Source organism: Caulobacter sp. P1_D6, assembly GCF_056406095.1.
On sequence record NZ_JBFUAW010000004.1, the window covers coordinates 34626 to 55450 of the forward strand.

The 20825-nt window shown below is 68.0% G+C and carries 21 protein-coding genes and 2 tRNA genes; 10 read left to right on the forward strand and 13 right to left on the reverse strand.

Annotated features, from left to right (window positions below; translation table 11 throughout):
- Positions 1-14 precede the first annotated feature (14 nt).
- The 4 genes from AC1DYP_RS02235 to AC1DYP_RS02250 all read right to left on the reverse strand — a co-directional run bounded on the left by AC1DYP_RS02235 (position 15) and on the right by AC1DYP_RS02250 (position 2746).
- A complete protein-coding gene (locus AC1DYP_RS02235; RefSeq protein WP_477044947.1) occupies positions 15-737 on the reverse strand; it encodes a DUF6456 domain-containing protein in 723 nt (240 codons plus the stop codon).
- Positions 734-1120, reverse strand: a complete 387-nt coding sequence (locus AC1DYP_RS02240) for a helix-turn-helix domain-containing protein (RefSeq protein ID WP_477044948.1) — start codon at positions 1118-1120, stop codon at positions 734-736. Before AC1DYP_RS02240 ends, AC1DYP_RS02235 begins: the two co-directional genes overlap by 4 nt.
- A 140-nt stretch (positions 1121-1260) precedes the next feature.
- On the reverse strand, positions 1261-2190 hold the full coding sequence (locus AC1DYP_RS02245) for a sugar kinase (protein ID WP_477044949.1): 930 nt from the start codon (positions 2188-2190) through the stop codon (positions 1261-1263).
- A gap of 49 nt (positions 2191-2239) precedes the next feature.
- A complete protein-coding gene (locus AC1DYP_RS02250) occupies positions 2240-2746 on the reverse strand; it encodes a MarR family winged helix-turn-helix transcriptional regulator (RefSeq protein ID WP_477044950.1) in 507 nt (168 codons plus the stop codon).
- 91 nt (positions 2747-2837) lie between these two features.
- Here AC1DYP_RS02250 and AC1DYP_RS02255 point away from each other — a divergent pair, with 91 nt between their 5' ends.
- Entirely contained in the window at positions 2838-4337 is a 1500-nt protein-coding gene (locus AC1DYP_RS02255; protein WP_477044951.1) for an alpha/beta hydrolase, read from the forward strand.
- Here AC1DYP_RS02255 and AC1DYP_RS02260 read toward each other — a convergent pair.
- The 4 genes from AC1DYP_RS02260 to AC1DYP_RS02275 all read right to left on the reverse strand — a co-directional run bounded on the left by AC1DYP_RS02260 (position 4334) and on the right by AC1DYP_RS02275 (position 7120).
- On the reverse strand, positions 4334-6094 hold the full coding sequence (locus AC1DYP_RS02260) for a DUF885 domain-containing protein (RefSeq protein WP_477044952.1): 1761 nt from the start codon (positions 6092-6094) through the stop codon (positions 4334-4336). The genes AC1DYP_RS02255 and AC1DYP_RS02260 overlap by 4 nt on opposite strands.
- Positions 6095-6157: 63 nt before the next feature.
- Positions 6158-6793, reverse strand: a complete 636-nt coding sequence (locus AC1DYP_RS02265; protein ID WP_477044953.1) for a hypothetical protein — start codon at positions 6791-6793, stop codon at positions 6158-6160.
- A gap of 131 nt (positions 6794-6924) precedes the next feature.
- A tRNA-Gly gene (locus AC1DYP_RS02270) sits at positions 6925-6999 on the reverse strand.
- A 46-nt stretch (positions 7000-7045) separates the two neighbouring features.
- Positions 7046-7120, reverse strand: a tRNA-Gly gene (locus tag AC1DYP_RS02275).
- 204 nt (positions 7121-7324) lie between these two features.
- Between AC1DYP_RS02275 and AC1DYP_RS02280 the strand changes: the two genes are divergently transcribed.
- Positions 7325-8185, forward strand: a complete 861-nt coding sequence (locus AC1DYP_RS02280; RefSeq protein ID WP_477045022.1) for an SDR family oxidoreductase — start codon at positions 7325-7327, stop codon at positions 8183-8185.
- On the opposite strand, the gene AC1DYP_RS02285 is transcribed toward AC1DYP_RS02280, so the two are convergent.
- Positions 8182-8715 carry a hypothetical protein gene (locus AC1DYP_RS02285; RefSeq protein ID WP_477044954.1) on the reverse strand — a complete coding sequence of 178 codons (534 nt, stop codon included), beginning with the start codon at positions 8713-8715 and terminating at the stop codon, positions 8182-8184. The genes AC1DYP_RS02280 and AC1DYP_RS02285 overlap by 4 nt on opposite strands.
- 27 nt (positions 8716-8742) lie before the next feature.
- The gene (locus AC1DYP_RS02290; RefSeq protein ID WP_477044955.1) at positions 8743-9618 is read right to left on the reverse strand and encodes an alpha/beta hydrolase; all 876 of its coding nucleotides are present in this window, start codon (positions 9616-9618) and stop codon (positions 8743-8745) included.
- Between the two features lie 56 nt (positions 9619-9674).
- Here AC1DYP_RS02290 and AC1DYP_RS02295 point away from each other — a divergent pair, with 56 nt between their 5' ends.
- Together AC1DYP_RS02295 and AC1DYP_RS02300 are read left to right on the forward strand one after the other, a co-directional pair.
- Positions 9675-10841 carry a glycosyltransferase family 4 protein gene (locus AC1DYP_RS02295; RefSeq protein ID WP_477044956.1) on the forward strand — a complete coding sequence of 389 codons (1167 nt, stop codon included), beginning with the start codon at positions 9675-9677 and terminating at the stop codon, positions 10839-10841.
- Complete coding sequence (locus tag AC1DYP_RS02300) at positions 10838-11809, forward strand: glycosyltransferase family 9 protein (protein ID WP_477032082.1); 972 nt, start codon at positions 10838-10840, stop codon at positions 11807-11809. Before AC1DYP_RS02295 ends, AC1DYP_RS02300 begins: the two co-directional genes overlap by 4 nt.
- Positions 11810-11816: 7 nt before the next feature.
- On the opposite strand, the gene AC1DYP_RS02305 is transcribed toward AC1DYP_RS02300, so the two are convergent.
- The 3 genes from AC1DYP_RS02305 to AC1DYP_RS02315 form a co-directional block, all read right to left on the reverse strand.
- On the reverse strand, positions 11817-12239 hold the full coding sequence (locus tag AC1DYP_RS02305; RefSeq protein ID WP_477044957.1) for a hypothetical protein: 423 nt from the start codon (positions 12237-12239) through the stop codon (positions 11817-11819).
- 276 nt (positions 12240-12515) lie between these two features.
- On the reverse strand, positions 12516-13028 hold the full coding sequence (locus AC1DYP_RS02310) for a hypothetical protein (protein ID WP_477032084.1): 513 nt from the start codon (positions 13026-13028) through the stop codon (positions 12516-12518).
- Positions 13029-13183: 155 nt separating this feature from the next.
- Complete coding sequence (locus AC1DYP_RS02315; protein ID WP_477044958.1) at positions 13184-13795, reverse strand: YitT family protein; 612 nt, start codon at positions 13793-13795, stop codon at positions 13184-13186.
- 270 nt (positions 13796-14065) lie between these two features.
- On the opposite strand from AC1DYP_RS02315, the gene infC reads away from it, so the two are divergent.
- The 6 genes from infC to rplT all read left to right on the forward strand — a co-directional run bounded on the left by infC (position 14066) and on the right by rplT (position 20726).
- Positions 14066-14587: a translation initiation factor IF-3 gene (gene infC, locus AC1DYP_RS02320; RefSeq protein WP_007672122.1), complete on the forward strand. Its 522-nt coding sequence runs from the start codon at positions 14066-14068 to the stop codon at positions 14585-14587.
- A 196-nt stretch (positions 14588-14783) separates the two neighbouring features.
- A complete protein-coding gene (locus tag AC1DYP_RS02325; RefSeq protein ID WP_477044959.1) occupies positions 14784-16682 on the forward strand; it encodes an alpha/beta hydrolase family protein in 1899 nt (632 codons plus the stop codon).
- A 77-nt stretch (positions 16683-16759) separates the two neighbouring features.
- Positions 16760-18010, forward strand: coding sequence for an MFS transporter (locus AC1DYP_RS02330; RefSeq protein WP_477044960.1), 1251 nt, complete (start codon positions 16760-16762; stop codon positions 18008-18010).
- A gap of 56 nt (positions 18011-18066) precedes the next feature.
- Complete coding sequence (locus AC1DYP_RS02335) at positions 18067-19995, forward strand: alpha/beta hydrolase family protein (RefSeq protein WP_477044961.1); 1929 nt, start codon at positions 18067-18069, stop codon at positions 19993-19995.
- Positions 19996-20152: 157 nt separating this feature from the next.
- Positions 20153-20353, forward strand: a complete 201-nt coding sequence (gene rpmI / locus AC1DYP_RS02340; protein ID WP_007672148.1) for a 50S ribosomal protein L35 — start codon at positions 20153-20155, stop codon at positions 20351-20353.
- A 13-nt stretch (positions 20354-20366) separates the two neighbouring features.
- On the forward strand, positions 20367-20726 hold the full coding sequence (gene rplT, locus AC1DYP_RS02345; RefSeq protein WP_165185547.1) for a 50S ribosomal protein L20: 360 nt from the start codon (positions 20367-20369) through the stop codon (positions 20724-20726).
- Positions 20727-20825 lie beyond the last annotated feature (99 nt).

Genomic DNA, 20825 nt, shown 5'->3' on the forward strand with positions numbered 1-20825 from the left:
CGCTCTTGGCGCCCTCAAACCATCCGGTAGTGCATCGCCAACCGCTGCAGCGCCAACTTCAGCACGGTCTTGCCCGCCCGTCTCGGCAGGCCCAGCTCGCGCTCGGCAACTTGCAGGGCGGTCTCGGCCAGGCACACCCGTTCCAACATCTCGCGCAGGCCCGGCCCCACGGCCGCCAGCGCCGCCGCGATCCGGTCCTTGGCGGCCCTCGCGCGCAGCGCCGGCTCCAGGACCTGGCCGCCGCCCTCGCCGCGCGGCTGGGCGTCCCAGTTCATGGTCAAGCGGCCCACGGTCCCGGCCTTCTGGAAGTCCTCGCGCAGCCGCTCGCCGGCCGCGATCTCCACCGTTTCCAGCCCGCCCCGTCGCGCCAGCCACGCCAGAGGCGACTCGCCCAGATTGGCCCGCAGCACCACGTGCTGGTCGCTGCCCTCGATCACCACGCGCTCGCCCTCGATCACGCCCGGACGTCCCGGCGGCGGCTTCGGCGGGCCCAGCGGCTTGACCAGCCGCCAGCCGCCCTCGCGACGCACGGCCAGGGCGCCGTCGCGGGCCAGCATGCGGAAGGCGGGCTCGTCCACGGTCAGCATGGCCCGCCGCCGCGGACCGAAGCGGACCACATAGCCCAGGCCCTTGACCTCGATCAGCGCGCCCGGCCGCCGCAGCAGCCGCTCGGCGCGGCTCGCCAGGTGCTCGGCCTCCAGCGCCCTCTCGAACGCGCCGTTCGCCCCGCCGCTCATCGGTCCGCCCCCAGTTGAGTCAGTTCCGGAATGCTCTCGGGCGCCTGCTTGATGCACGCCTCCAGCACGCTCATCCGGGCGTCGAAGGCGGCGTTCTCGCGCATGTCCTCAATGCGGTGGCAGGCGTGGCCGCAGGTGGTGCGGTCGCGGTTGAACGCGAAGGCCACCCGGATCAGCGGCCAGTTGAAATTGACGTGCGCCAGGTAGATGGCGATCTGCCGGGCCCGGGCCGCCGCCTTGCTGGTCCGCTTGGCCGAGGCGATGTCGGCGGGCGAGACTCCGGTGGCCAAGGCCACCGCGTGGGTTATGAACGCGGCCGTCAGTTTGTCGCGGCGTGGGTCGGGCGAGATGGCCCAAAGATCCTCGAGAGCTTGAGCCAGCATCGGCTTCCCCCTGCGAACGGCGTCCCCGTGACGCCCTCAACCCGAATCCTAGGTCGATATTCCAGGGGTGAGGATAACTTTCCTATTACGCGCGTCTAGTAGGAATATAAACCTTTGATTGCGTTAACGTCGACCCCGCTCTATCCCCGCGACCAAACGGGCGTCGAGGCTTTCGGGATGATCGCGCCCTTGCTCGTGACCACCGCCGCGGCCAGTTCGTGACCGCGCGCCACGGCCGTCTCGACCGGCAGTCCGGCCAGGCGCGAGGACAGGTAGGCGGCGTTGAAACTGTCGCCCGCGCCGGTGGTGTCCAGCGCCTTGACCCGGGCCGGCGCCGGGGTGGCGATCCGGCCATCAGGCGTATGGACGTTGACCGCGTGGCTCTCGTCGCGCGCCACCACCTCGGCCCCAAACCCGGTTCCTGGGGCGGCCCATTCCGCGGCCAGGTCCTCGGCCTCGCGGCCGTAGAGCGGCCGGCTGTCCTCGCTGCTCAGCGACACGTAGCGGCACGAGGGCACGACGCCGTCCAGCGCCTCGCGCGCCGCTTCCGGCGAAGCCCACAGGGCCGGGCGGTAGTTGAAGTCCAGCGCCACGGCCACGCCCAACGAGTGGACGTAAGCTAGAATGTCCTTCAGGCGCGCCCGCCCGATGTCGCCAATCACCGCCAGGGTGACGCCCGACAGATAGACCAGGTCGCTGGCCTTGGCGGCGGCGATCAGCTGGTCGGCGGTGTGCTGCGAGAACAGGTCGCGGATCGGGGCCCGCTCGCGCCAGTAGTGGAACTTCCGCTCGCCGTTCTCGTCCAGCACGATGGCGTACAGGCCCGGCAGCCGGTTCTCGGCCTCGCGCACCAGGGCGGTGTCCAGCCCCTCGCGCCGCATGGCGGCCAGGGCCCCGTCGCTGAACGGATCGCCCTTGCCCAGGGCCGTGCAGTAGGCGACCGCGTCACCCAGCCGCGCCATGTAGACGGCGGTGTTGAAGGTGTCGCCCGCGAACCCCATCCGGTGCAGCCCTTCGCCCTCCGGCGACAGCTCGACCATGCATTCGCCCAGGACGGTGATGCGCGCCATTGATGGGTCCCCTGTTTGTCGCGGTGATAGGGGGTTTTGGCGGCGGCTTCTAGCGGCCCAGGCTCAGGTTCAATGTCCGCAGCAGATTGGAGAGATCCTCGGCCTGCCGGGGCGTCAGCCCCCTCAGCGCCTCCGCGGCTTCCTGAAACCTCAGCGCCGCGGCGCGATCGACCAGGGCGAGGCCTTGCGGGGTCAAGCGGGCGGTCAGGACGCGCCCGTCCTCGGCGTCGGGCTCGCGCGTCAGCAGGCCCTGCGCCTCCAGGCGGTTGAGGCAGGCGGTCATCGCGCCGGACGTCAGCACCACCGAGCGGCGCAGCGCGGTGGGCGTCAGGCGGAACGGCTCGCCGGCCCGCCGCAAGGTCGCCAGGACGTCGAAGTCGGTATAGGCCAGCCCGACCGGCTTGAGCGCCGCGTTGGCCCGCGCCTCGAGCGCCCGTCCCAGGTGCAGCAGACGGCCGACGACGGCCATGGCCGAGACGTCGAGCTCGGGACGCTCTCGCGCCCAGTCCTCCTGCAGGCGATCGACCAGATCCCCGCCCCCGTCATCCTTCGCCATGGCCGTGCCCTCCTTGCGGTTCGCCGAAGATATCTTGACATGAAGATATCTTCGGCGAACCTTCCGCAACCCTTTCAGGGAAGATCGCACCATGAAACCGCTCGCCGCGCTCTCCATTTTGGCCCTGGCGCTCCTGACCCTGGCGGCGGCTTCCGCCCAGGCGCAGCCACGACGGGCCGGCGACATCGTGACGGAAAGCGCCGTCGCCACCACGATCGACGGACTTGCGACGCCCTATGAGATCGGCACGCTCTACGTGCCGGAAAACCGCGACAAGGCCGACAGCCGGCTGATCAGGGTGGGCTTCGCCAGGATCAAGGCGACGCATACGACCGGCGCGCCGCCGATCTTCCTGCTGGCCGGCGGCCCTGGCGTCACGATGCTGGACATCGTGCTGGACCACGACGACCTCGCCCGGCGCCGCCTCAAGGCCTGGCGGGCCTACGCCGAGGTCGCCGACCTGGTGGTCATCGAGCAGCGCGGCTGCACCCTGCGCGGCGATCTGATGGAGATCGACAGCGGCGCGTTGCCGCTCGACCGTCCGTCGACGACGGCGCAGGACATCGAAATCACCCGCGATCTGGCGCGCCGCGCCCAGGCGGCCTATCCGAACGCCGACCTGGCGGGCTACTCGATCACCCAGATCGCCGACGACGTCGACGACCTGCGGCGCGCCCTGGGCTACGACAAGATCAGCCTCGTCGCCGCCAGCTTCGGCTCGCAATGGGCCTTTGCCGTCATGAAGGCCCATCCGGGCCGCATTGCGCGCGCGGTGATTTCGTCCGCCGAACCCCTAGACCAGGGCTACGACATGCCGTCCCAGGTGTTCGCCGCCCTGCAGCGGATCGCCGTCGAGACCGACCAGGACCCTGGCCTGAAGCCCTATCTGCCACCAGGCGGCCTCATCGCCGCCATGCACGCCACCCGCGAGCGACTCGCCCAAAGCCCGGTGACGGTCGAAACCACGACGGAGGACGGCCAGACGCGCCGCATCGTCCTGGGCGCGGAGGACTACCAGCTGGCGCTGATAACCTATTCAGCCGACGCCTCGACCTTCCCGCGCTTCGTGCTCTCGGCCTATCATCAGCGCTACGAGGACTGGGCCAGGGACGCCGTCGGCTGGCGCGCTTCCGAAAAACGGGCGTTGATCAATCCGTTGATCAACGTCGGCCTGGACATGACGGACGCCCGCAAGCGCCTGCTGTGGAGCGATCCGGCGCTGCCGATGCTCGGGGCCTGGAACTTCGCCGGCTACCTGGCGACCAAGGGCGAGTGGCCGACGCCCGACGCGGGGGACGCCTTCCGCAAGCCGGTGCTCGACCCTACGCCGATCGTGTTCGTGCAAGGCGACTGGGACACCTCGACCCCGATCGAGAACACCCTGTCCATGTTGCCCTATTTCCCGAACAGCCGCGCGATCGTCCTGCACCGCGCGCAGCACAACGGAACCTTCGCCCTGCTGCGAACCCGTCCGGAGCTGGCGGCCAAGGTCTACGCCTTTCTGCGCGATGGAAGCACGGCCGACCTGCCGGCCGAAGCCTCCCTGGACCCGATGATCTTCGCCAAGCCCGACTTCGCCCCGCCGAACTAACCGGCCTTCTTCCGGTCTGCGATCCACGCGTCGATCTTGGCCTCCAGCACCGCCAGCGGCAGCGAGCCGTTCAGCAGCACCGCGTCGTGGAAGGCCCGCTCGTCGAACCTGTCGCCCAGGGCCTTCTCCGCCCGATGGCGCAGCTCCAGGATCTTCAGTTCGCCCACCTTGTAGGCCAGGGCCTGGCCCGGCCAGGAGACGTAGCGGGCCACCTCGACGTCGATGTTGGTCGGCGACAGGGCGGTGTTGTCCAGGAAGCAGGCCTTGGCCTGGTCGATCGTCCAGTGCTTGGCGTGGATTCCGGTGTCGGCCACCAGCCGGCAGGCGCGCCACATCTCGTAGGACAGCCGGCCGAACAGCTCGTAAGGGTCGCGATAGATCCCCATCTCCTCGCCCAGCCACTCGGAATAGAGGCCCCAGCCCTCGCCATAGGCGTTGAAATAGACGGTCTTGCGGAACTCCGGCACGCCGGTCTGCTCCTGGGCCAGGGCGGTCTGGATGTGGTGGCCGGGCGCGCCCTCGTGCAGCACCAAGGCGGGCAACTCGTAGAGCGGCCGCTGGTCCAGGGCAGAGGTGTTGATCATCAGCCCGCCGGCCCGGCCGGTCTTGGGGTCGCCGCCGAAATAGCGGCCGGTGGTGTAGCCCTGTTCGATGCTGGCCGGCACCGGCCGCACGCCGTAGGTCAGGCGCGGCAGGGTCCCGAAGTGGGCCGGCAGCTGGTCGTCGGCCCGCTTGGCGATCTCGCTGGACTTCTCCAGCAGCTGCTGGCGGCTGGTGGCGTAGAAGCGCGGATCCTTGCGCAGATAGGCGATGAAGGCCGGCAGGTCGCCCTGGAAGCCGGCCTGCTTCATCACGACCTCCATCCGCGCCCGGATCCGCGCCACCTCGGACTGGCCCAGGGCGTGGACCTGGTCGGCGGTCATGGTCGTGGTGGTGTGACGGCGCACCAGGAAGGCGTAGTAGCGCTGGCCGTCGGGCAGGTCCGACACCGCCAGGCTCTTGGCGGCGTGCGGGACGTATTCGGTCTCCATGAAGGTCACGAAGCCGGCGCGGGCGGGGGCGACCTTGTCGGTCACCACCTGGGTCCCCTCGGCCAGCAGGGCGGCCTGGCGGTCGGCGGGGATGCTGGCGGGCAGGTTCCGCAGCGGGGCCAGCAGCGGCTCGTCGGCCAGGGGCGTGGCGGCGGTGCGGCGGGCGCGGTCCAGCACGGCCTGGGCGGTCGGGACCGCCTGGACAAAGCCGCTGGCCACCCCACGCCGGGCGCCCGCGATATTGGCCGCATACCAATCGGGCGCCTGGGCCAGCAGGGCGATCCACTTCCTGGCCTCGGCCTCGGACTTCAGCCGCATGCCGTTGGCGCGATACAGCAGGATGACGTCGAAGCCGCCGTCGGTGCTGAACGGCATCCGCGCCTCGTCGAACGACAGGCCCTCCAGCCGCTCGTCCAGGCTCCATTTCAGGATGGCGTGGGTCAGGCGCTGATCGGGGGTCAAGGCCGCCAGGTCGACGCCGTCCAGCGACTGGCGGGCCGAGGTCAGCAGGGCCTTGCGGTCGATGTCGGCCTTGGGCCCCACCGGCGGGAACTTGAACCGCGACGCCTCGTCCGCCCCGCCCTCCCCGTCGTCCTCGCCGGCCCCCGCCGCCTCATAGGCCTTGACCGCCTGGGCCAGCTTGTCTGCGGCGGTCGATGTCGCGGCGACGGCGACGCCGTTCAGGGCCAGAGCAAGGGCCAGGCCCAGAAGGACGCGTTTGGACATCGAAAACTCCCCGCAGGTCTGTGCGGGTTAGATCAGGAATCGCGCGTTGCTAGAAGGCGGGCGCTAGAACGTCGTCTTGCAGCCCCGGTTGGCGTGCACGCCGCGAAGGAAGCCGCGGCGGGCGTAGCCCGCGTCGAGGGCGGCGTTCAGGCGACGGTCGGCCGGGGCCGCGCCCGTGACCTCCCGAACCAGGCCGCGGAACGGGATGATCGAGTTGATCACCGTCTTGCCGCCGGCCTCGGCCAGCTTGCCGGCGCGGTTCTCCTTGACCTCGTTGCCGACCACGTAGTCGGCGCCCAGCACCTCGTTGAGCTCCGTCAACTCGCCGGACAGCTGCTTGCACGTCTTCAGGCCCTTGAGGCTGTAGGGATCGTTCTGCGCCTTGACCAGGATCGGCGGGACCTGGCGCTTCATGATGCCGACGTCGCGCACGGGCTGGGTGCCGATGTTCACGGACTTCTTGCGGACCTCGGTCCAGCCGCCATCGTTCGGCTCTGCGCTTGCCGGAGTCGTGGACGAGGCAGGCGGCGTGACGTGTTTGAGAGGCTTCTCGGCTGGGGCCTCGGCCGCGGGTTTCCGGGTCGGGTACTGAGGCTTGGCCTGTTCGGCCTGCGCCTGAACGGCCCCCGTCAGGATCAGCAGCGTCGCGAGCACCGCCGCGCGGGCCGCCTGCGTTTTTCCGAGCTTGAAGTCAGTCATTGTCCCGCATCCCCAGTCCCACCCGCTCCGAGCAGGATGATCACCGATCAGCAACGGCGGCCCACGCAACGAGTTCCCTAGGGCTATCAGTTGCCCACCGGATGCGTCACTTCAAATTCTGGGAGGGAAATTGGAGCGGGCGAAGAGATTCGAACTCTCGACCCCAACCTTGGCAAGGTTGTGCTCTACCACTGAGCTACGCCCGCATCCGGGATATTTCGGGTCTCGTTCCACCGCCGGAAGACCGGAGAATGGAGCGGGCGAAGAGATTCGAACTCTCGACCCCAACCTTGGCAAGGTTGTGCTCTACCACTGAGCTACGCCCGCATCGGCGAGGCTGAAAACAGCGCCCCGCGACGAGGAGGCGGCTTATGGCAGAGCGCCTTGCGGTTGGCAAGCGGTCTGACGCCGGTTCGGGCGCGTCATTGTGGACAACGCATAGCACCTCCCCCAGCAGGGGGAGGAACCCCACTTGCGCGAACGCACGTTTTACGCGCTCAATCCTCCCTTCATTTCGGGGACTTGAGCCTTTTGCGTCTGTTCGTGTTCGGATTGGGTTATGTCGGCCGGGCTTTCGCCGAGGCGCTGATGGCCAGGGGCTGGGAGGTCGCCGCGACGGCGCGGGACGCCTACCGCGCGGCGCAACTGCGCGCGCTGGGGATCGAGCCCGTGGACGCCGAAGACCGCGCCGCGATGACCGCCGCCCTGGTCGGCGTCAACGCCGTGCTGATCACCGCCCCGCCCACCGTCGACGGCTGTCCGGGCCTGGAGGCGACGATCCCCGCTCTGGCGGCCGCCGAAGCCTTCCCCGACTGGATCGGCTACCTGTCGACCACCGGCGTCTATGGCGATTTCGAGGGCCGCTGGGTGTTCGAGAGCTCGCCGCTGAAGGCCCAGTCGGTCGAGGGCGCGCGCCGGGTCGGGGCAGAGCGCGACTGGCGGCAGGTCGGGCGCGGCATGGGCCTAACGGTGACCACCTTCCGCCTGCCCGGCATCTACGGCCCCGGGCGCAGCGCCCTGGACCGCCTGCGGGCCGGCGAAGGCCGCCGCATCGTCAAGCCGGGCCAGGTGTTCAGCCGCATCCACCTGGAGGACATCGTCTCGGGCCTGCTGGCCTCGCTGGACCGTCCCCGGGCCGGCGGCGTCTACAACCTGGTCGATGACGAGCCGGCCCCGCCGCAGGACGTCATGGAGCACGCCGCCAGCCTGCTGGGCGTGGCGGTGCCACCGGACCTGCCATTCAACGAACTGGGCCTGTCGCCCGCCACCCGCCGCTTCTACGCCGAGAACAAGCGGGTCTCGAACGCCCTGGCCAAAGCCGAGCTGGGCTGGCGGCCGAAATATCCGACCTACCGCGAAGGCCTGGCGGCGATCCTGGCGGGCGGACGCTAGGCGGCGACCGCCTCATCAAGCTTCGCGCGCGCCGAGAACCGCCGGGCGACGATGAACGGCGCGACATAGATCATTCCGACCAGCACCGTCGTGTTGAAGATCTTCCACTTCGACGGAGCCTCGCCCCGCGCCACCATGCGCTCCAGCGCCTCGGCGGTCTTCCAAAGACAGAAGGCCGAGCTTCCAAAGATCAGAATAGCCGCCAGATTCGCCGCGACGGCCGGGAGCCCGCCCATCTCCTGCGCCCCATCGGGCAGGATGAAGACGAGGGGAAACACCAGGAGAGGCAGCAGATGCAGCCAGGCGCGCGGGGGCGTCGCATCGTCAGGGGTCTCCTGGAGGGCCGCCATTCGGATCGCCCAGGTCCATCCGCACCAGCAGGCGCCGCCGACCAGCGTCAACGCGTTCACGACGAGCATGGAAGTCATCCCACCGAAGATCGTCATCAGGATGGGCGTAGCCAGGGCCAAGGTGATCCAGAAGATCAGGACGATCCCCGGATGGATGGACACAATCTTTCGAGCCAGCATTCACCCCTTCCCCAGAATGTCGCCCAGCTAATCGTCATCGGACAGGGGCGCAAGCGGCGTGATCCCGACCGCCTCGACGCCGGCAGCGTTGCGGATGCGGGCGGCGCGGGCGATGCGGCGGGCGACGAGGTCGCCCCCCTCTTCAGGCGCAGCCAGGGCCCTGACCTCGCCAACGGCCGCCACCAGCCGCTCCAGGTCCTGCTGCCTTGAAAGCCGGTGATCGCCGTCTTTGATCAGGGTGAAGACCACGTCGTCCGAGGTCAGGCCGTTGGCCAATTCCAGCGCGTGGGTCCAGGGAACGTCGGGATCGGCGCCGCCCTGCAGCACGCGCACCGGCATGTCGATCGGCACGGGGCCCGGCAGGATCGACCACCGCGCGCCGTCCTCCAGCAATTCGCGCGTGATCGGATAGCCGCCGTCGTCGTATTCCGAAGGCCGGATCCAGCGGCCGTCGCGGGCGATCGCCGCCTTGGCCTCGACCGACAGCTCGGGCTCCATCAGCTTCTCGGTGAAGTCGGGCGCGGGGGCGATCAGCACCAGCGCCTTGACCCTGTCGGGACGGGCGATGGCGGCCAGGCAGGCCAGCCAGCCGCCCATCGACGAGCCCACCAGCACCAGCGGCCCCTCGGTCAGTTCGTCGATCACCGCCAGGGCGTCCTCGCGCCAGCGGCTGATCGTGCCGTCCGCGAAGTCGCCGTCCGACTCGCCGTGACCGAAATAGTCGAACCGCAGGTAGCCGCCGCCGGCGACCTGGGCCTGCTCGGCCAGGACCTGGGCCTTGGTCCCGGTCATATCGGAGTGGAATCCGCCGAGCCACACAACCGTGGGCTGGGTTCCGTGGACGATGCGGTACGCCAACCGCAGATTGTCGTTGCGAACGAGGTGCTGAAGGGAATCGGTCATGGCGCCGCCTTGTTCATTTCGATAACTACGACCCCCTAACCTCGTTAGAGCAACGCGTGTCCATCCTCCCCGACGATTTCACTCTTCTGCAGGTGACCCCGGAGCTTGAAACCGGCGGCGCGGAACAGACGACGATCGACGTGGCCCACGGCGTGATCGCCCAGGGCGGCAAGGCGCTGGTCGCCACCAAGGGCGGCCGCATGGCCGCGCGCCTGGAGGCCGACGGCGGCCGCCTGGCCCAGATGCCGGCCCAGTCCAAGAACCCGCTGATCATGCTGGGCAACGCCGCGCGGATGATCGACCTGATCCGTCGGGAGAAGGTGAGCCTGGTCCACGCCCGCTCGCGCGCCCCGGCCTTCAGCGCCCTGTGGGCCGCGCACGCCACCAAGGTGCCGTTCGTGGCTACCTACCACGGCGTCTACAACGCCAAGTCCAGCCTCAAGCGCTGGTACAACGCGGTGATGACCAAGGGCGACCTGGTGATCGCCAATTCCGAATACACCCGCGCCCATGTGATCGCCGAGCACGGCATCCCGGCCGACCGCGTGGTGGCCATTCCGCGCGGCGTCGACCTGACCCGCTTCGAGCCCGGCCTGGTCTCGGCCGAACGGGTCAAGGCGCTGCGCGAGGCCTGGGGCGTGTCGCCCGAGGATCGCCGGCTGAAGGTGCTGCTGGCCGGCCGCCTGACCCGCTGGAAGGGCCAGGCCCTGGTCATCGAGGCGATGGCGCGGCTGAAGGCGGTCTCCGACGCCCGCTTCCTGCTGCTGCTGGTCGGCGACGACCAGGGACGCAAGGCCTATCGCGCCGAGCTGGAGCACATGATCGCCCAGGCCGGGCTGCAGGACAGCGTCAAGCTGGTGGGCCACTGCGACGACATGCCGGCCGCCTATCTGGTCGCCGACCTGGCCATCGCCCCGTCGCTGGAGCCCGAGGCGTTCGGACGAACCGCGGTCGAACCGCAGGTGATGGGCAAGCCGGTGATGGCCGCCGATCACGGCGCCGCGCGCGAGACCGTGATCAACGGCGAGACGGGCTGGCTGGTCGCGCCGGGCGACGCCGAGGCTTGGGCCGAAGCCCTGTCCAACGCCTGCGAAACGGGGGCGGCCAGACGCCAGGTCATGGGCATGGCCGCCCGGGCGCGCGCTCGAAAATTGTATTCTGTTGACGCGATGGTCGAAGCAACGCTCAAGGTCTACGCACGCGTTCTGGAGACGAAAAGTTGAGCAAGGAAATCAAGAAGGTCCTGGTGATCAAGCTGGGCGCCCTCGGCGATTTCGTACTGGCCCTGGCGGCGATGAAGAAGATCCGCGAAGCCCATCCGCGCGCCAAGATCACGCTGCTGACCACCCCGCCCTTCGAAGCCCTGGCCAAGCTGTCGCCCTACTTCAACAGCGTCGAGACCGACGGGCGTCCCAGCGACTTCGGCGACCTGACCGCCCTGCTCGGCCGGCTGCGCAAGGCCCGCTACGACCGCGTCTACGACCTGCAGACCAACAGCCGCACCAACTGGTACTTCCAGGCTCTGCGACCGTTCGCGCCGCAATGGTCGGGCATCGCGGCGGGCTGCTCGCTGCCCCAGCGCGGCAAGGCCCGCTACCACATGCACACGCTGGAACGGCAGGCCGACCAGCTGAAGCAGGCCGGCATCTGGCCCGACGCCCCGACCGAGCCGGGCGGCGCGCCCGCCCCCGACCTGTCGTGGATCCTGCGCCGCACCAAGGAAGCGCGGCCGGTGGCCGGCGCGACGGCGGCCAAGCCCTATGTGCTGCTGGTGCCGGGCGGCTCGGCCCACCGGCCCGAGAAACGCTGGCCGACCGAGAGCTACGCGCAACTCGCGGCGCTGCTGAAGGCGCGTGGGCTGGACATCGTGATCATCGGCGGCCCGCAGGAAAGCGCCATGGCCCGCCAGATCCAGAAGGCCGTGGGCCAGGCCCGCGACCTGACCGGCCGCACCGACTTCGCGCAACTGGCCGTGCTGGGCGCCAAGGCGGCCCTGACCGTCGGCAACGACACCGGCCCGACCCACCTGCTGGCCGCCGCCGGCGCGCCGACCATCGCCCTGTTCTCCGACGCCTCGGATCCCGAGCTGTGCGGGCCGCGCGGCCACGTGGCGGTGATCCGCTCGCCGGACCTGAAGGCCCTGCCGGTCAGCACCGTGGCCAGCGCCGCGATCGCGCTGCTGCCGCGCTAGACCCTTTTCAGGGGGTCACGCCCTGGCCCTGGTCCTGGCGATCAAGCGCCACGGCCTGAGCGTCGGTGACCTCGCCGCGCGGACCGCCTTCGATCGTGGCGGCGGGGACGCCCAGCTGGTCCGCCGAGGTGACGCCCAAAGCCGACTTGGCTCGCACGCCGCCCGACTGCAGCCATTGGATATAGAGCAGACGCGACGCGGCCTCGTCCGCGGCGTTGAACGTCCGCCCGCCGAGACCGCCGATGGGGATCGCCGAGATCATCGTGGTTCGGCCGTCGACCAGCAGATCGGTATAGAGGGCCTTCGCCTGATTGAGCCGGCCCGTCCGCTGATAGCCGGTCGCCAGGTTGAACCGATCCACCGGACCGCCCTTCTTGGCCACGATCTTCTTGAAGGCGTTGGTCCCGGCCCAGTCATCGCCCTGAGCCATCATCTTCAAGGCATCGGATTCGGCCACAGGTTGAGACTGAGTGACCGCTGCGTCTGACGTTAGTGCATTTGCACTATTTTGAGCATGAACCGCCGTAGAGGCCAAGGCGCCACAGGCAGCCAAAAGCATAGCGTGGAATTTCCGCACTTTTCCGTCCTCCAAATTTCAAATTTTCACAGGCTTCCGACGTGTGAAGACTTGTTCCGGAAACAGGAGCGTGCGGTGAAGGTTTTAGTTCACTATGATTCGTAAATAATCGCTCGACACGGTGACGGGCTAGTAAGACGCGCGTCGACGCGCCTGCCGATCGAGATTCTTCGCCGCCTCGTCGGACACGTCGCCATAGGTCGGACCACCCACCGTGGTCGAGGCGTCGACGCCGACGACGTCGGCCGAAACGGCTCCCTGGTTGCGCGCCATGACCCGCCGCGTCGCTTCGGAACTCATCCAATCGAGATAGACGAGCCGCGAGGCGGCCTCGTCGGCCACGTTGAAGACCCGCGAGGGGGCGTCCCTGGAAGGCGTCGAGGTGGCGGTGGTGGCCTGCCCGTCGACCAGCAGTTCCCGGTAGAGGCCGCGGGCCTGCTCGATACGCCCGGTGCGCTGGTAGCCGGTCGCCAGGTTGAACCGGTTCATGGGGGAATTGTCGGCGGCCACCAGCCTCTTGAGCGCGTTGGTCGCGCTCCAGACGCTGCCCTTGGACATCATACCCAGCGGATCGGCCGCATAGACCGCCGTCGCGCCCAGAACCGCGCACGCGGCCGCAATGATCAGATGAACTTTCCGCACGTCCCCATCCCCCAAAAGGACCAGGGCCACAGGCTTCCGACGCGCGGCCTTGATCGAGCCAACACAGCGCCCGCGACGGCGTGCGGCTCTGCTTAGCTTTACAATAAATTAACCAATCTTGACAGTGGAATATCGTCGGTATCCGGAACGGTATTTCAGTACCCTTCGTATCGCCCGGGCTTGTGGTTGGCGATGATCACCACGCTCAGCGCCACGGCCGAGAGGATCGACAGCAGCAGCTTGTCCCACGACATCACCGCGAAGGCCGCCCCCACGATCACCACGTCCGAGGCCATCTGCACCTTGCCGGCGCTGATCCCGCGCTTTTCGTAGAGCCACAGCGCCAGAACCCCGATGCCGCCGACGCTGGACTTGTGCCGGGCCAGGGCCAGGATGCCCATGCCGATGATCGTTCCGCCGAAGATCGCGGCGAAGACCGGATCGACCGTGGTGATCTTCAGCCAGGCCGGCATGCCCAGGGCCAGCCCCGCCAGCAGCAGGTTGGTGACCAGGGTCTTGCCGGTGAACGTCCAGCCCAGGGTGCGCTGGGCCAGCACGTAGAACGGGATGTTCAGCAGGAAGAACAGCACCCCGACCGGCCAGTGGATCAGGTACGAGACGATCAGCGCCACGCCCGCGACGCCGCCGGTCGACAGGCCGGCCGCCTTCAGCAGGGTCAGGCCTACGGCGATGAAGCTGGAGCCGATCAGCAGGGCGTGAACGTCCTCGATCGGGGTGTGGCGGGCGGCGGAAGTCGGCGTGCTCATGGCGGCGAAAACGGGTCACGATTGGAAATGAAGGTCGACCCGACCCCGACGTTTCGCTCCCCGATCCCTTGTTGGCGCGCCCAAACCCTTAAAAGACGGGCCTCTCGTACGCATGCGCCTTGATAGCGCGGGACTCCTTCGTCATATATCACTTGCGAACGCGGCGTCCCCTGGACTCCGCGCGAACTCATTCAACGATACGCCCCCGGATCGACACGTCCGGTGGCAAAAGCCCTTAAACAACACCGGAGCCGCCCTATTCGCCGTCCTATGCAAACGCCGCCCGTCAAGGATGGTCCGCGTATCAACGATGACATCCGCGTCCCTCGCGTCCTGCTGATCGACCAGAACGGCGAGAAGCAAGGCGAGATGCCGATCTCCGCCGCGCTCGAAGCGGCCGAGGAAGCTGGCCTGGACCTGGTCGAGATCGTTCCCAACGCGAACCCTCCCGTCTGCAAGATCCTGGACTACGGCAAGTTCAAGTTCCAGGAGCAGAAGAAGAAGAACGAGGCTCGCAAGCGGCAGAAGATCGTCGAGCTCAAGGAAATCAAGCTGCGCCCCAACATCGACATTCACGACTACGACGTGAAGGCCAAGTCGATGACCCGGTTCTTCGAGGAAGGCGACAAGGTCAAGGTGACCCTGCGCTTCCGCGGCCGGGAAATGGCGCACCCGGAACTGGGCATGAAGCTGCTGCTCAAGGTCAAGGCGGACTTCGACGAGATCGCCAAGGTCGAATACGAGCCGCGCATGGAAGGCCGCCAGATGATCATGATCCTGGCGCCGCGCTAAGGCTTCCAGCCAAGCTCTGCAGAACGCCCCSGCCCGCAAGGCCGGGGCGTTTTCTTTGCCTCGCGCGACGGCCGCCGGCGCAACCCCACGGTGAGAACAAGCTCGACAGTACGCTGAGCTTTGCTAGCTTGGGCGCAGTTTGGGGGAGCTTCGCGTGTTGAAGAGTGTCTTGGCCGTCATGACGGCCGGTATAGCCATGACCAGTGCAGCCTGGGCCGAGGCCCCGCCGCTTTCGGTCTACGGGCGCCTGCCCAACGTCGAGCAGGTCGAGATTTCACCGGACGGCAGCAAGCTGGCGCTCTCCGTCACCGACGGCGAAATGCGCATGCTTCTGATCCGCGAGGCGACCGAAGGCGGCAAGCTGCTGGCGGCCATGAACTTCGCCTCGACCAAGCTGCGCGGCGTGCAATGGGCCGGCGAGGAGCACGTGCTGGTCACCACCTCCAGCACCGCCCAGCCCCACGGCCTGACCGGGCCCAAGCAAGAATACTGGATGGCCTTCGACTACAATCTCGTCACCAAGAAGCAGCGGCTGCTGATGGAGAACGAGAAGGAGGCGATGAACGTCGTCCTGGGCGCGCCGGACGTGCGCTTCGTCGAGGGCGTGCCCTACGCCTTCGTCAAGGGCGTCCACTTCGTCGACAACTACGGCCAAAACACCCTGTACAGGGTCAATCTGAAGAACGGCGCGACGCGCATGCTCGACGGCGGCGGCGACGAGGACACCGACGGTTGGGCCGTGTCGCTGGACGGTCAGCCCCTGGCGCAGTCGCGATACGACGAGAAGAAGGGCGACTGGTCGCTGAGGATCAGGGGCGACAAGGGCTGGGTCACCACCGAGCGCGTCGTTTCGAAACTGGGCTCGCTCGGCCTGGCAGGCGTCGGTCGCGACGGCCGCTCGGTGCTCTCCTGGATGCAGGACGAGGACGACGAGGACAAGACCGTGCTGCGCGAATACGCGCAGGACGGCAGCTACGTGGTCATCCCCGACAGCGCCAAGTTCGACAACCTGATCCACGCCTCGGACGGATCCAGCCTGGTGGGCGCGATCAGCCTGGTCGGCGACGAGCGCCGCTACACCTTCTTCGACGCCAAGCTGCACGCCAGCTGGGCCGCCGTGGTCAAGGCGTTCCCCGGCGATCGGGTGTCGCTGGCCTCGTGGTCGGCCGACAAGCGCCAGCTGGTGGTCGAGGTCGACTCCCCCACCATGGGTCCGGCCTACGCCCTGGTCGACTTGAACGCCAAGAGCGCCCGCTTCCTGACCGACGTCTATCGGGGCCTGACGGAGGCAGGCGTCTCCAAGGTCCAGCCGATCAAGTACAAGGCGGCCGACGGGCTGGAGATCACCGGCTACCTGACCCTGCCGCGCGGCAAGGATCCCAAGAACCTGCCGCTGGTGGTGCTGCCGCACGGCGGCCCGAAGTCCCGCGACACGCCCGATTTCGACTGGTGGAGCCAGGCCCTGGCCTCGCGCGGCTATGCGGTGCTGCGACCCAATTTCCGGGGTTCGGACGGCTTTGGCTGGGCGTTCGTCGAGGCGGGCTTCGGCCAATGGGGCAAGGCCATGCAGACCGACCTGTCGGACGGCGTCCGCTACCTGGCCAAGCAGGGGACCATCGATCCCAAGCGCGTCTGCATCGTCGGCGCCAGCTACGGCGGCTACGCGGCCCTGGCCGGGGCCACGCTGGACCGCGGCGTCTATCGGTGCGCGGCCTCGATCGCCGGGCCGGCCGACCTCAAGCGCTTCGTGCTGGACAAGGACCGGCTCTACGAGGGCCGCGCCAACTCGACCACGCGCTTCTGGCTGCAGTTCATGGGCGCGGACGGCCTGAAGGACCCCGATCTGGCGGCCATCTCGCCGGTTCAGCAGGCCGGCAAGGCCGAGATCCCGGTGCTGCTGATCCACGGCAAGGACGACACCGTCGTCCCCTACGTCCAGAGCACCCTGATGGCCGACGCCCTGAAGAAGGCCGGCAAGCCGGTCGAGCTGGTCACCCTGCCCAGCGAAGACCACTGGCTGTCGCGCGGCGCCACCCGCCTCCAGATGCTGACCTCGGTGGTCGACTTCCTCGAGAAGAACAACCCATCGAACTGAGGCGACAAATGACCGCTATCTGAAATTTCAGATAGCGGTCGCCACGGCGCGCGATGAGGCGTAAACCGCGCGGCCTGATGACCACGCTTTCCACGCCCGCCGCCCCGACCACCGCCACATCGCCGGACGCCAGTCCGCGCGCGCTCTATGTCCTGCTGCTGGTGGTGTTCATCAACTTGGTCGGTTTCGGGCTGGTGATCCCGCTGCTGCCCTTCTACGCCAAGTCGCTGAGCGCCAGCCCCTGGCAGGTGACGGCGCTGTTCTCGGCCTATTCGCTGGGCCAGTTCATCGCCGAGCCGTTCTGGGGACGCTTGAGCGACCGCATCGGCCGGCGGCCGGTGCTGATCGTCACCATCCTGGCCAACACCGTGTCGTACATCGCCCTGGCCTTCGCCCCGAGCATCGGCTGGGCCTTCGCGATCCGCCTGGCCAGCGGCTTCGGCAGCGGCAACATCTCGACGATCCAGGGCTACATGGCCGACGTCACCCCGCCCGAGAAGCGGGCCGGACGCATGGGCCTGCTGGGCGCGGCGTTCGGCATGGGCTTCGTGGTCGGCCCCACCCTGGGCGGGCTGCTGCCGGGCCTGGCCAAGTTCTTCGGCCATTCCGACACCGGCCGCCTGGCCTTCCAGATCCCGCTGCTGACCGCCGCGGCCCTGGCGGCGATCGCCTCGCTGGGCGTCTTCCTGTTCGTGGTCGAGAGCCGCGCGCCCAGCCACAAGGACGCGCCGGTGATCCGCCGCCGCGACCATCTGGCCGCCGCCGCCGCCCACCCGGTGCTGTCGCGCGTGCTGCTGGTCACCCTGATCTCGACCGCCGCCTTCGCGGGCATGGAGGCGGTCTTCGGCCTGTGGACCCAGGCCCGGTTCGACTGGGGCCCCAAGCAGGTCGGTCTCTGCTTCGCGGTGATCGGCATCATCGCCTCGGTCGGACAGGGCCTGATCACCGGCCGGCTGGCCCGCCGGTTCGGCGAGGCCAAGGTGCTGACGGCGGGCCTGGCGATCATCGCCGTCAGCCTGGCCCTGACGCCGTTCGTCCCGACCAGCGCCTTCGTGCCGGTGGCCGTGGGCTGCACCGCGTTCGGCCAGTCGCTGGTCTTCCCGTGCATCGCGGCCCTGATCTCGCGCGCCACCCCGCCCGACAAGCAGGGCGCCATGCTGGGCCTGAACATGGCCGCCGGCTCGTTGGCCCGCATGGGCGGACCGATGCTGGCCGGCCCGCTGTTCGGCCTGGCGATCGGCGGTCCCTACTGGCTGGGCGCGGTGCTGATGCTGCCGGCCGTCGCCTTCGCCCTGACGATCGAGCACCGGGTCAAGGCCGCCGCATAGGGCTCGACAGCTTCACCGTGCGCCGCTAATTCTTCTACATTGAGTTGGGGGCTTACATGTTGAAGTTGTTCGCCGGCGCCGCCTTGGCCGCGCTGGTTTCGTCGAGCGCCGCCTTGGCCGGTTCGCTCGATGCTTACGGTCGCCTGCCGGCGATCTCGGACGTCGAAATCTCGAGCGACGGCGCCAATCTGGCCTATATCGCCCATGACGGCGGGACCAGCCGGGTGATCATCCAGCCGCTGAACGGCGGCGAGATCCAGTCCGTCGATTTCGGCAAGGTCAAGATGCGCGGCGTCATGTGGTCGGATCCGAACCACGTGGTGGCCGAGGTCTCGCGGACCATGGCCATCGAATATGTCACGTATGTCGGTGAGCAATTCCAAGCCACCAGCATCAACATCAAGACCGGCGCCACGGTCCAGTTACCTAAGCGCTCGTACGAGACGGTCAACAACGTCCTCAGTTCGGATCCGATCGGCGGCGTGGTGGACGGCAAGCCGACTGTATTCGCTCAACTCTACGCCGGCGAGGAAGCTAAGTCGTGGCAGGAGGGGCGCTTCGACCTCTATCGGATCGACCCCGACACCGGCATCTCAGCCATGGTCCAGATGGGCGACTTCGAGACCAACGAGTTCCTCTTCAAGACCGACGGCACGGTGATCGCCCGCACGACCTATCACCGCGAGAACGCTCGCTGGGCGATGGAGCTGCGCAAGAACGGCAAGTGGGTCGACGGCTACGTCACGACCGCGCCGCTCGACGGCCCCGCGATGCAGGGCCTGTCGCTGGACGAGAAGTCCGTGGTTATGTCGATCCAGAACGAGAAGACCGGCGAATATCGCCTGGCCAACGTCTCGATCGCGGACGGCAAGCTGGGCGAATTCTACGGTCCCGATCAGCCGTTCCGTATCGTCTTCGACAACGCCAACCATGTCATCGGCACGGTCACCGACGCTGGCTACAGGCAGTATCATTTCGACGAGCCTCGGCTGGCTGCTGCCTGGTCGACGATCACCGGCGTTTTCCCTGGCCGCCAGATCACCCTGCAATCGCACACGCCCGACTACGCCAAGATCGTCGCCTACGTCGAAGGGACCGGCGAGCCGGGCGGTTACTACCTCCTGGACCTCACGGCCAAGAAGCTGAGCAAGGTCGGGTCGGCCTATCCTGGCCTGGTGGGCAGCGACGTCGCGGAGGTGCGGGCGATCAAGTATGCCGCCGCCGACGGCTTGATGATCGAGGGCTATCTCACCCTGCCCTCAGGCAAGCCGGCCAAGGGCCTGCCCCTGATCGTCCTACCCCACGGCGGGCCGCAGGCTCGCGATGAAGCCGGCTTCGACTGGTGGGCCCAAGGCCTGGCGTCGCGTGGCTATGCCGTGCTGCAGCCCAACTTCCGCGGCTCCACCGGCCGTGGCCATGGCTTCATTCGCGCCAGCGACGGCGAGTGGGGCGGCAAGATGCAGACCGACCTGTCCGACGGCGTGCGCTTCCTGGCCAAGCAAGGCATCGTCGATCCCAAGCGCGTCTGCATCGCGGGCGCCAGCTATGGCGGCTACGCGGCCCTGGCCGGCATCACGATGGACAAGGGCGTCTACCGCTGCGCGGTGTCGGTGGCCGGCATCGGCGACCTGCGGCAATTCCTGAACTTCAAGCTTCTGCGCTATCGCGAGGAGAACCCGACCATCCGCTACTACAAGCGCATCTTCGGGATCGAAACGCCCACGGACAACAAGCTGGACGATCGCTCGCCCGAACGTCACGCCGGCGACGCCGACGGTCCGGTGCTGCTGATCCACGGCAAGGAAGACACCGTCGTGCGCTACGAGCAGAGCACGGGCATGCGCCGCGCCCTGGAGAAGGCCGGCAAGCCGGTCGAGTTCGTCGATCTTCGCGACGAAGACCATTGGCTGTCGCGTGAAGCCACCCGCCAGCAGATGCTGTCGGCGACCGTGACCTTCCTCGAGAAGAACAACCCGCCGAACTAGCCCTGGCGGGAGTCACCGGAGGGGCGGAGACGGCGCTTGCCTTCTCCGCCCCTTTCCCGTACTAACCCCGCCTTTCCGGAACCGCCTGGCCAATTGGCATGCCATGGCGGTTCGTCATGCTATCTCAGAGGACGGGGCCGTGAGGCTCCGACGCGAAATGCCTAAGTTGAAGACCAAGTCGGGCGCGAAGAAGCGCTTCAAGATCACGGCCACGGGCCTGCTGAAAGCCGGCGTCGCCGGCAAGCGTCACCGTCTGATCGGCCACAACGGCAAGTACATCCGCCAAAACCGCGGCACGAAGGTCATGAGCGAATCCGACGCCAAGACCATCCGTTCGTACCTGCCCTACGGCCTTTAAGGAGCGCTGACACATGGCTCGCGTTAAACGTGGCGTCACCGCCCACGCCAAGCACAAGAAGGTTCTTGAACAGGCGAAGGGCTTCTACGGCCGCCGCAAGAACACCATCCGCACCGCCAAGGCCGCCGTCGACAAGGCCGGCCAGTACGCGTACCGCGACCGCAAGGTGCGCAAGCGCGCCTTCCGCTCGCTGTGGATCCAACGCATCAACGCCGGCGCTCGCATCGAGGGCTTCACCTACTCGCAATTTATCCACGGCCTGGACGTGGCGGGTATCGTGATCGACCGTAAGGTCCTCTCGGACATCGCGGGCAACGACCCGGTCGCGTTCAAGGCCATTGCTGACAAGGTCCGCACCGCCCTGGCCGCCTAAAGGTCTTCATCGGGTTCGTCCTGATTGCGATCTGAAGAGCCCTCCGGTGCGAACCGGAGGGCTTTTTGCTGCGCGCTCCCCTACTCCCCGTCCCACGAA